This is a genomic window from Psychrobacillus sp., assembly GCF_056205495.1.
Window position 1 is genome coordinate 1 of the sequence record NZ_JBAEAP010000135.1, and the last position, 10,275, is coordinate 10,275.

The following is a 10,275-nucleotide window of genomic DNA, read 5'->3' on the forward strand; positions in this document are numbered from 1 at the left end:
TTTTTATCGAACATTCATCTCGTTTGGATGGGAGCCTTTACGTCGATCTTTGTTTAGGCTGTTGATTTGTTCCATTTCATCGTTAGTTAATTCAAAATCAAACACCTGGAAGTTTTCTTCGATTCTCGATGGAGTAACTGATTTTGGGATTACGATGGTGTTGTTTTGTAAATGCCAGCGTAAAACGGTTTGTGCTGGGGATTTACCATGCGATTCTGCAATTTTTTGAATGATGGAGTCTTGCAGTACCTCGCCACCTTGGTCTAGAGGACTCCATGCTTCTACAAAAATATCATGCTTGGCACAGAATTCCTTTAGTTTACTTTGATCTAAGTAAGGATGACATTCTACTTGGTTTAATACCGGTGGGATCTCACATTCCTCTAAAATGCGCTCTAAATGTTCTATTTCAAAATTGCAAACACCGATCGCCTTTACTCGTCCATCTTTGTATAGCTTTTCCATCGCTTTATATGTTTCGACATAACTATCAAATTGAGGAGTTGGCCAGTGAATTAAATATAAGTCCACATAGTCAAGACCTAGACGTTCAAGGCTTTCTTCATATGCTCGTAAGGTATTGTCATAGCCTTGGTCGCTATTCCAAACCTTTGTAGTGATAAATAAATCTTCGCGAGCTACATTGGCATTTTTTAATGCCTCACCGACACCTTCTTCGTTTTTATAAATCATTGCTGTATCAATGGAACGATATCCAGCTTCAATTGCTTTAGAAACTGCTTTAGTAGCTTCCTCACTTGGTACTTGCCAAACTCCAAATCCAAGCTGGGGCATTTTTAAACCATTATTTAAGGTAATATAATTCATTCTAGCATTACTCCCATCTCTCATATATTTTGCATACAATTACCATTTTAGTTTAATAGAAAATAATAATTTTTGCATTCAATTGAAACTCCATTCAAGGAAAAAACCTGTACTTTAAGTACAGGCTTCTAATTACTCAGGATTATTTCTTTTTGTGTTTTCTTGTTTCGCTGGAGAATCGTTGTTGGATTCTTCTAGTGATTCCTCTGTAACAGGTGTTTGTTTTTTATGTGATTTTGGGTAGTTGTTTTTCCCTTTTTTATCTTGGGCATTAGCATTGAAGTATTGAATACTTGTCATTGCACCTTCTTCAATCATACGGTTATCATCTGGATCACCAGGATCAGAAAAACCTGTTTTTGTTACGTAAGTTGGTGAGTTTTTGCGCGAATCCATGTAAGAATCCATTTTTGCTTTCGTATTTTTTAAAGCTACCTTAGCTTTACTGCGGTTTTCTGTTTTATATAAATAAGTAATGGCGAAGGCTGCGACACTTCCGATGAGTAATGCTTGTTTGTTAACTTTTGACATTCTTATCACTCCCTCTTGGTCTTAATTAAATAATACCCACTTCAAATCTTAACCAAACACCTCCAAATAAAATGAAAAAATATATTTATCCTCTACCCATCAAGCTCCTCATTTTACATAGTAGTCGTTCTCTTCTCTTTTTAATTCCAGAAACAGTTATTCCATACCTTGTAGCAGCTTGTTTGAGAGAGGTCTCCTCCACAAATAGCCAGCGTAATAATTCTTTTTCGTCGACCGATAATTGTTTTATAGCATTGGATAATTGGTCATGTTCAATAGTGGGGAGCTTGTCATTCTCTAGTAGGTTGCTCAATTGTTCTTCTTCTATAACTTGAAAACGTTCTTCGTTGAGATGTTCTTTTTTTAATTCATCAAGTAATGCTCCATAGATCGTCCGGTAAGCAAAGGGAGCAAAGTCACCTTTAGTAGCGTCATACTTTAACCAAGCTTTCCATAGTGCGATATAACCAGCTTGTCTAAAAGTATCGTAGTTTTTATAAATATTTAATTTTCTAATGCAGGCAGATATCATTGGCTTATAGGCAAACAAAATATCTTCAAAACGTTCCAAATTTTATCCGTTCCATCATGCATGACTATTTTTTCCTAGGTATTGCATAGCATAACGAGAAGTCTAACGATATTCGAATGTGGAAATATGAAGAATTGACATACATACGTTATATTTGTTTTGCGAAATTTTAATGAAATACGACAAAATAAATTAAAAACCATATTATATTAATAATTACAATTATTCAGTTAATTCAGACTATACAAAGGAGAGGGTATTTAGTATTATTTATTTAAGGGGAAACAGGGGAGTGAAAAAACTGCTGTATAACGATTCTTTATTGATAACGAGATATACACTTATGATTCAATCAGCATTTTGTGGAGGATATAAATCCATTATCACTACAACACATGGAGTTTTCAGATCTTCCTTATCCGTCAATCAACTACTGAATTTAGCATGCATTCGTCATGCTTCTACATTAGAAGGTCGAATGGAGGCAACTAAGAAAATGATGAATTATGCAAATAAGTCACCAATTCTAATAGCTGAAAAGATCGGAGCTTTTCCAACAAGGTCTTATAAGGACTTAGAATGTATTTGGATCTTTAATCATTTGTTTCAAATAGAGAATCAGGGAAGGGGTTTATGCAAGCTTACGTTTTATGACAAAATAAGCGTGGATGTAGCGGTCTCTAAGTATACGTTGATGAAGCAACAGGAGCGATTACACACAACGATGAATTTATTTAGTATGTTAAGCGAGAAGGTAGACTTATTTGATTTGCAATTTTCAAACAAAATGTAATTAAATAGAAAAATAGTTTCTCCTTAATAAAACGGCTGTTTACTCCATAATCAGTCGCTTTTTTATATCAATATATAATACTTTTAACCTATATTAATGATACATTCTATCTATTACAATTATTTATATACGCGTTGAATCAAATTATTGGTAAAAATGAAATAATATTTTGATGTAAAATGGTTTGAATATATGGAGGGAATAGAATGGACGTAGCTAATGTTTATGTCGACTTTAAACTTGCAGTTGAGGAGGGTACATCGTTCTTTAGAGTTCTTGCCCAGTGTTTCATCTATAAAGATTCTCATGACGATCCAATTCTAATAGGCGAAGCCTCCTTACATTTGTTTAATCCAGTAAAAACCTCTTATCTAGATCTTTGTGGAGAAGCAGATTGCTTGTCTGATAAGCTATCGTACTCCCTAACAAGTTTAGAAAAATTTTATGAAGTAGATAAGATCAATAGTATCGTAGCTGTTTTTCACACATTGAATCTCAAAGAACCATGGGATGAAAAGGAGCTTAGCATTGCCATTTATAAAAAGCTGGAGGATCAATTATCATTATTAAATGTTGAATTGATTTTAATTTCAAATAGCCGTCATCACTTAATCGATAAAATAACCAGTATATCACCGTACTATACTGAATTAGGATTCACATCTTTTATAAAAGAAAACGAACCTATCATCATGTTTAAGCAGATTTCCAATACATATGCAGGGATAAATTAAACGTAGGCAGCCAATTGTGCAATGATTGGCTGCCTATGTTTATACCTCTTCTAAATAAAGTTGATATACTTTTTTTGGTCGTCCTCTTAATTTTTTTTGCTGCTGTGTCGTAACCTTTGCTGCCCCTTTTTCCTCTAGCTTTTTCAGAATACGATTTGCTGCTCTTTCGGTAATCCCTAAATGAATACTTAAATCCTCCGCTGATAGGATATTTGTTTGAAGCTTGTTCATTACTGCGATTATTTTCTTCAGTTGAAGGGAGGTCGTGTTTAGTTTAGCACTTAGCTTTTCTGTTGCAGAATCGTACTGAGTATCTACTTGAATATAGTCTTCACTTCCAAGAGGTCCAATGAGCTTTGCCTCTTTTGTTAATATATAGGACTGTGTTTCCGAAGTTGTACATAAGTGAGCTGCTTTTTCTGCGTTTAACTGTGCTGCTTGAATAGAATTTCCAATTCCCCACCCAATTTTCACTACAAATGGTAGCTCGGTTGACAGGTAGCTGACTAGTTTGCAGCTCTCCATGTCACTTGTTATTAGTTTGAAGTCGCTATGATTCGTTATAACTTCATAGAAAAACGTATTTTGATGAATGATAAATTTCATATTATTTTTTCGGCTAAAGTCCAGGATCGCTTTGTACAAGGACATTTGTTTATATTCCAAGTCTCTAAAATTTTCCCGTGTTATAGATAGCTCTAAATGCGCTATGACTACTTGATTTTCAATTAGCTGTAGTATTTGAATTTCTTTTAAGAGCTCATTTACTTTTTCGACCATGCTTCTTTGGGAAGGTACAACTAAAATTAAATTTACTCCATACGGCTTCAATATGTCAGGTAGGCGACTCAGTCGTGTCATGCTTACATCTATCTTGCCTTCCTTCCAAAGCTTCACATGGTAATTCGTCATTTTTTCATATACCTGTTGATCTGCATAGGACTGCATGGTTGCATCGAAGATATAAGGGAAGTCCTCTTTCTCAGTCCACTCTCTCACTCCAAGATAGTTATTTTCCTCATATAAAAAGTCTATCAAGCAACGTTTCATCTGAAAGTCTCGGTTTGTATACATATATTCAGATAATGCACGATAGAAGTCCGTTTGCGTAACGTCAAAATGTAACATCGGAATGTCAATGTCGGGGAAGTGCTGCTGGACAAAAAAGTGAGGGATTTGTCCACTAAATAGAACTCCGTCGACTAATCGAATCTGCTCTAAAAAAATATCCTTTAAATGCTCTAATGATTGGTACACCATAAAACTATACTCACATGGTTCTACTGGTAATGTTTCTACCTGCTTGACCCAATCCAGTGAATTCTCGGTAGTCAATATTAAAATGCGAGCCATAATTATAATGTTCTCCTTTTTCTAAAAATTTGTTGAATTTTGTCTAGTTATAGTTTACCCTATTCTTTAAAGACATGTACAAAAAGTGTCTTTTAATAAAAAAGGGGTGATTATTATTACAACTAACAGTGTTGAGATGAAAGATAACGGTAAATTTTCCAAGTTTCTTTCTTTAGTTGAACGGATAGGAAATAAGCTGCCAGATCCATTTATTCTCTTTTTCTATCTAACTCTGGCGTTAATGATTGTTTCAGCAATTTTAAATTTAGCTGGTGCAGAGGTTATCCATCCGAATACCGAGGAAAACGTTGCAGTTAAGAGTATACTCTCTGGCGAGGGTCTCCAGTTTATATTGGCTAATACTCTTACCAATTTCACGAGCTTTGCACCGCTTGGCCTCGTACTGACAATTATGTTAGGAATCGGATTAGCGGAAAAAGTTGGTTTATTGGAAATGCTAATGAAGCGTGCAATTGTAAAAACACCTACTAAAATTATTACTTTTACTGTGTTCTTTATTGGTATTTTAGGAAATATCGCTTCTGATGCTGCATTTGTAGTAATTCCACCTCTAGCTGCTCTAGTCTTTCTATCTCTAGGCAGACATCCTCTAGCAGGTTTAGCAGTTGGTGTAGCTAGTACAGGAATTGGTTTTACCGCAAATATACTAATCGCAGGAACGGATGCATTACTTTCTGGTATTTCTACGGAAATTGCCAAGGGCATTAACCCGGATGTAATCGTAACACCGTTAGATAACTGGTTCTTTATGAGTGCTTCTACGTTCTTACTTGCAGCCGTAGGGACAATTATTACTGAAAAGTATGTTGAGCCTAGACTTGGTACATATACAGGAAAGCAACAAGCATTCTCAAAAGATATTAGCCCTTTGGAAAAGAAAGGATTACGTAATACGTTAATAGCAGCCATTATATTTATTGCAATTGTAGTTATTGGTATGCTGATTCCTAATTCTCCACTTTTAAATGAAGATGGCACTATTTTACGTTCACCGTTTTTATCAGGAATTGTTCCTGTTTTGTTCTTGTTCTTTGTAACCGTAGGTATTGTATACGGAGTTACGACGAAAAAAATTCAATCTACAGCTGATGTTCCAAAAATAATGACAGAGGCGATAGGAAGCTTGTCTGGCTATATCGTTTTAATCTTTATGATTGCTCAGTTTGTTGCATATTTTAACTGGTCGAATATAGCTATTTGGTTAGCTGTAAATTGCGCTGATCTATTAACTAAGTTCAATATGACAAATATTTTTGTTATCGTGCTATTTGTAATTTTAGTAGCATTTTTGAGCTTGTTTATCATTAGTGGCTCGGCTCTATGGGCATTAGTTGGTCCAGTATTTATCCCAATCTTTATGCTGCTAGGGTATCATCCCGCATTTATCCAACTAGCTTATCGTATTGGAGAATCCTCTACGAATATGGTGACACCGTTGAACCCTTATTTTGCGATTATCTTATCATTCATGCACCTTTACGATAAAAAAGCAGGTATTGGTACGCTTATGTCACTAATGCTCCCGTATACTATTGTTTTCCTAATCGTTTGGATTGCTCTAATGTTAGTTTTTGCATTTTTCGGAATTCCAATCGGCCCAGGAGTATCCTTGTATTTAAATTAAATGAATTAAAGGAGTGAACGTACTTGAGTTTATTTACAATTCCTTCGAATTCATTGGAACAAATGAAGGTATGGAGAAGAAACTTCCATCAATATCCAGAAGTGGGGTGGACAGAGTTTCGAACCGCTTCCATTATAGCAAATGAGCTGAAAAATCTTGGTTTTCAAGTGCAGGTTGGTAGAGAAGTAGTATCAAAGAATCGTATGGGAGTACCGTCAGAGGAAATCCTAACGAAGGTTTATGAAAGTGCTGTGGAAAACGGGGGACATATCGAATACTTAGAAAAAATGGTCGGTGGATATACTGGGGTTGTAGGAACTATAGAAGGCTCCAAGCCAGGACCGACAATTGGTTTTCGTTTCGATATGGATGCTTTAGATATTTTAGAATCAAAAAATACTACTCATCTACCGATAGAGGAAGAGTTTGTATCTAAATATGAAGGCAGGATGCATGCTTGTGGTCACGATGCTCATAGCTCGATTGGTTTAGGACTGGCTACTATTCTCTCGCAAAATAAAGAGAATATTGAGGGAGTCATCAAGATTATATTCCAGCCAGCAGAGGAAGGCGTGCGAGGAGCAAAGTCCATGGTAGATGCTGGTGTAGTAGATGACGTCGATTATTTTCTCAGTATGCATGTCGGTACAGGATCACCTTTAGGTACGGTAATTGGAGGTTCGAATGGGTTTTTAGCTACTTCAAAAATTGATGCAACCTTCACTGGGAAGGCTGCTCATGCTGGTGCTGAGCCTGAAAAGGGAAAGAATGCATTATTAGCAGCTGCCTCTGCCATTCTTGGACTTCACTCGATTTCGCGGCATAGCGGTGGGGCTTCTCGTATTAACGTGGGTACGTGCATAGCAGGGGATGGACGGAATATTATTCCCTCTCATGCAGCATTAAAGCTTGAGACACGTGGAGAAAACAGTGAGGTGCATACCTATGTGCATGAGCAGGCTATTTCCGTATTGGAAGGAGCAGCTAAAATGCACGGGGCAGAGCTGTCCTATGAAATTGTAGGTGAGGCAAGAACGTGCTCTTCCTCCAATGAATTGGCGGAACTTGTGATTAAGGCAGCAAAGGAAGTTGCTGGTGTAAATGAAGTTATACCGATCGCTGATTTTGCAGCTGGTTCAGAAGACGCAACATTCATGATGGAACGAGTCCAACAGAATGGTGGTTTATCTACCTATTCCATTTTTGGAACAACACTAGCAGCTGGACATCATCATGAAAGATTTGATATCGATGAAGCGGTGCTACCTATTGCATTGCAAACTTGGTTAGCTACGATCGAACAAATTTATCAACATGAAAGGTGAGTGCTAATGATTAAAATAGAAGATCAAATAACTAGTCTAATAGAATTATATGAAGAGGAAATTATCCAACTAAGTGATCGTATATGGGATATTCCAGAAACAAGATTTCAGGAGTTTGAATCTTTTAAGATATTGAGTAACTTTTTAGAGGAAAAGGGCTTCATAGTGGAGAGATGCGTCGGCGATATTGAGACGGCCTTTACCGCTACCTTTGGGCAAGGTGGACCGATTATCGGTATTTTAGGTGAATTCGATGCGTTGTCCGGTTTAAGCCAAAAAGCTGGAAGTCCAGTCAGAGAGCCGATTATTGAAAATGGTAATGGACATGGCTGTGGACATAATCTTTTAGGTACTGCAGGGATAGCTGCTGCTCTTGCGGTGAAGGATTTGATCGAACAAGGCAAAATTACTGGTACCATCAAATATTTTGGTTGCCCTGGAGAAGAAGGCGGGTCGGGTAAAACGTATATGGTCAGAGACGGCGTCTTTGACGGGATTGATGCTGCCCTTACCTGGCATCCAAATTCGTATACGGGGATCTTTTCTTTTTCTTCGCTTGCGAATTATCAGGTTTATTTCTCGTTTGAAGGAAAGGCGGCTCATGCAGCTAACTCTCCACACTTAGGGAGAAGTGCGTTAGATGCTGTTGAGCTGATGAATGTAGGGGTTAACTATTTAAGAGAGCATATTATTTCCGAGGCAAAGGTACATTATGCAATTACCAATTCTGGAGGGGCGTCCCCTAATGTCGTTCAGTCAGATGCAGAAGTGTTATATTTAATCCGAGCTCCCCATTTAAAAGATGTAGAAGCAATCTATCAGCGAGTTGTTAATATTGCGGAAGGTGCCGCGTTAATGACGGGTACAAAGCTCACGGTGAAATTTAATAAAGCCTGCTCTAATTATATTCCTAACCATACATTGAATGTTTTGATGGATGAAAAGCTTCAGCAATTTGGATTACCTACCTATAACGATGAGGAAATGGAATACGCTAAGGCGATGGCTAAAACTATTACTTCTGAAGAAGTCGAGGCTGCGGTAATTGATGCAGAAAAGCTTTCTGCATATACAGTTTCGGAAGAGTTTTATTCGGCAGATTCTCCATTCTTTACGGAAATTATTCCTTATGTGAAAAATCGTGAGGTCATGCAGGGCTCGACCGATGTAGGCGATGTCAGCTGGGTCGTGCCAACTGCTCAGTTTTTCACGACTTGTTTTGTAGCGGGAACACCATTACACACATGGCAGCTCGTATCTCAAGGGAAAACATCATTAGCACATAAAGGATTGATCTATGCAAGTAAGGTAATAGCTGCAAGTGCAGTAGACTTGTTTGATAATCCACAGCTAATTGAGGATGCAAAAAAAGAATTATTAAAGCAAGTGGGAGATGGATACCAAAATCCACTACCAGCAGATTTACGCCCAAGCGCTATGTAATATGAAAAATTAATCGAAACTAAAAAACAGACCAAAAAGAATAATTCTTCTTGGTCTGTTTTTTCAAATTGCCGTATTTTGATAAGGGTTAGGTGAAGAAAAAGTGATACGTTAAACCAATTGCAATGCCTACTATTCCCGCGCTAATAAAAATTATGCCATGTGTTCTTCTATTCTTGTGTTGGCATATATAAACCGGAGGCAATTTGTCCAAAACAGATCATTAGCAATAAGAAAAGTAAGATCGGTCTCATATTTTTTTTCACTCGATTCTACTTAAGTATTTGTTTGCTAATTAATAATCAACTATCTATTTTATTAAATCTTTGTACCTAACATTCCCTTGAATTATGAAATACTGTCGGCAAGCTCTACTATCCACTACGCTAAACTAGAATTCTTCTACACGTTTTACTTCCAATGGTTTGTCTGAAGCAGATGTATTTTTAAGCACGCGCTTTGCCCAATAGGTTGCAAGGAATGTACCGGTAATAACCTGCCAAGCAGAAGAAAATGCACTTGGCAAGGCAGCTAATGGAGAGAAGTAACTATTAGCCAATGACACTCCAAGTCCAGCATTTTGCATACCTACTTCGATAGATATTGCTCGTTGGTCCTGCTTAGATAATTTAAATAGTTTGGCTGCAAAGTAACCGAGAAGTAATCCAAATGCATTATGCAGTAACACAGCAATAAAGACTAAAAATCCAGCTGTTGCGATATTCTCTTTATTACCAGCAACGATAGCTGAAATAATAATAGTAATTGCTACTATTGAAACAAGTGGTAGGATCGGAATACTTTTTTCAGTAACAGTCGGTAGAAACTTGCTTACGACTAACCCTAAAATAATAGGTATGATAATAACTTGGATAATAGACATAAACATGGACATCGGATCAACTGGAAGCCATTGCCCGGCAAATATGAGCAGTAGCAAGGGAGTCATTACGGGTGCAAGTAATGTAGAAACACTTGTCATGGTAATAGATAAGGGGACATTTCCTTTTGCTAAGAAGACCATAACGTTAGATGAGGTGCCTCCAGGAACACTTCCGAGTAATACCAATCCTGCTGCAAGTTGTGGCGGA

At 37.2% G+C, this 10,275-nt stretch carries 10 protein-coding genes; 5 read left to right on the plus strand and 5 right to left on the minus strand.

Going from position 1 to position 10,275, the window contains the following annotated elements; all coding sequences use genetic code 11:
* Positions 1–3: 3 nt before the first annotated feature.
* The 3 genes from AC06OU_RS04055 to AC06OU_RS04065 form a co-directional block, all read right to left on the minus strand.
* A complete protein-coding gene (locus tag AC06OU_RS04055; protein WP_475854150.1) occupies positions 4–828 on the minus strand; it encodes an aldo/keto reductase in 825 nt (274 codons plus the stop codon).
* A 132-nt stretch (positions 829–960) separates the two neighbouring features.
* A complete protein-coding gene (locus AC06OU_RS04060; RefSeq protein WP_298470573.1) occupies positions 961–1,359 on the minus strand; it encodes a hypothetical protein in 399 nt (132 codons plus the stop codon).
* Positions 1,360–1,444: 85 nt separating this feature from the next.
* A complete protein-coding gene (locus AC06OU_RS04065) occupies positions 1,445–1,930 on the minus strand; it encodes a sigma-70 family RNA polymerase sigma factor (protein ID WP_475854152.1) in 486 nt (161 codons plus the stop codon).
* Positions 1,931–2,183: 253 nt separating this feature from the next.
* Here AC06OU_RS04065 and AC06OU_RS04070 point away from each other — a divergent pair, with 253 nt between their 5' ends.
* Positions 2,184–2,684, plus strand: a complete 501-nt coding sequence (locus AC06OU_RS04070; RefSeq protein WP_298470577.1) for a competence protein ComK — start codon at positions 2,184–2,186, stop codon at positions 2,682–2,684.
* Between the two features lie 206 nt (positions 2,685–2,890).
* Positions 2,891–3,418 carry a hypothetical protein gene (locus AC06OU_RS04075; protein WP_475854153.1) on the plus strand — a complete coding sequence of 176 codons (528 nt, stop codon included), beginning with the start codon at positions 2,891–2,893 and terminating at the stop codon, positions 3,416–3,418.
* A 39-nt stretch (positions 3,419–3,457) separates the two neighbouring features.
* Here the strand turns inward: AC06OU_RS04075 and AC06OU_RS04080 are convergent, their stop codons facing one another.
* Positions 3,458–4,771, minus strand: a complete 1,314-nt coding sequence (locus tag AC06OU_RS04080; protein WP_475854155.1) for a hypothetical protein — start codon at positions 4,769–4,771, stop codon at positions 3,458–3,460.
* Positions 4,772–4,907: 136 nt separating this feature from the next.
* Here AC06OU_RS04080 and AC06OU_RS04085 point away from each other — a divergent pair, with 136 nt between their 5' ends.
* The 3 genes from AC06OU_RS04085 to AC06OU_RS04095 are packed head-to-tail and all read left to right on the plus strand — an operon-like array spanning position 4,908 to position 9,184.
* Positions 4,908–6,416, plus strand: coding sequence for an AbgT family transporter (locus AC06OU_RS04085; RefSeq protein ID WP_475854161.1), 1,509 nt, complete (start codon positions 4,908–4,910; stop codon positions 6,414–6,416).
* Between the two features lie 23 nt (positions 6,417–6,439).
* Positions 6,440–7,741, plus strand: a complete 1,302-nt coding sequence (locus tag AC06OU_RS04090; RefSeq protein WP_475854156.1) for an amidohydrolase — start codon at positions 6,440–6,442, stop codon at positions 7,739–7,741.
* Between the two features lie 6 nt (positions 7,742–7,747).
* Positions 7,748–9,184 carry a M20 family metallopeptidase gene (locus tag AC06OU_RS04095; RefSeq protein ID WP_475854158.1) on the plus strand — a complete coding sequence of 479 codons (1,437 nt, stop codon included), beginning with the start codon at positions 7,748–7,750 and terminating at the stop codon, positions 9,182–9,184.
* A gap of 391 nt (positions 9,185–9,575) precedes the next feature.
* On the opposite strand, the gene AC06OU_RS04100 is transcribed toward AC06OU_RS04095, so the two are convergent.
* A partial coding sequence (locus AC06OU_RS04100; RefSeq protein WP_475854159.1) for a bile acid:sodium symporter family protein occupies positions 9,576–10,275 on the minus strand: 700 nt, incomplete at its 5' end.

Bases quoted from the DNA above. Each gene is read 5' to 3' on its own strand.
- AC06OU_RS04055 (WP_475854150.1), bottom strand. From the start codon at position 828: ATGAATTATATTACCTTAAATAATGGTTTAAAAATGCCCCAGCTTGGA.
- AC06OU_RS04060 (WP_298470573.1), bottom strand. From the start codon at position 1,359: ATGTCAAAAGTTAACAAACAAGCATTACTCATCGGAAGTGTCGCAGCC.
- AC06OU_RS04080 (WP_475854155.1), bottom strand. From the start codon at position 4,771: ATGGCTCGCATTTTAATATTGACTACCGAGAATTCACTGGATTGGGTC.
- AC06OU_RS04085 (WP_475854161.1), top strand. From the start codon at position 4,908: ATGAAAGATAACGGTAAATTTTCCAAGTTTCTTTCTTTAGTTGAACGG.
- AC06OU_RS04095 (WP_475854158.1), top strand. From the start codon at position 7,748: ATGATTAAAATAGAAGATCAAATAACTAGTCTAATAGAATTATATGAA.
- AC06OU_RS04075 (WP_475854153.1), top strand. From the start codon at position 2,891: ATGGACGTAGCTAATGTTTATGTCGACTTTAAACTTGCAGTTGAGGAG.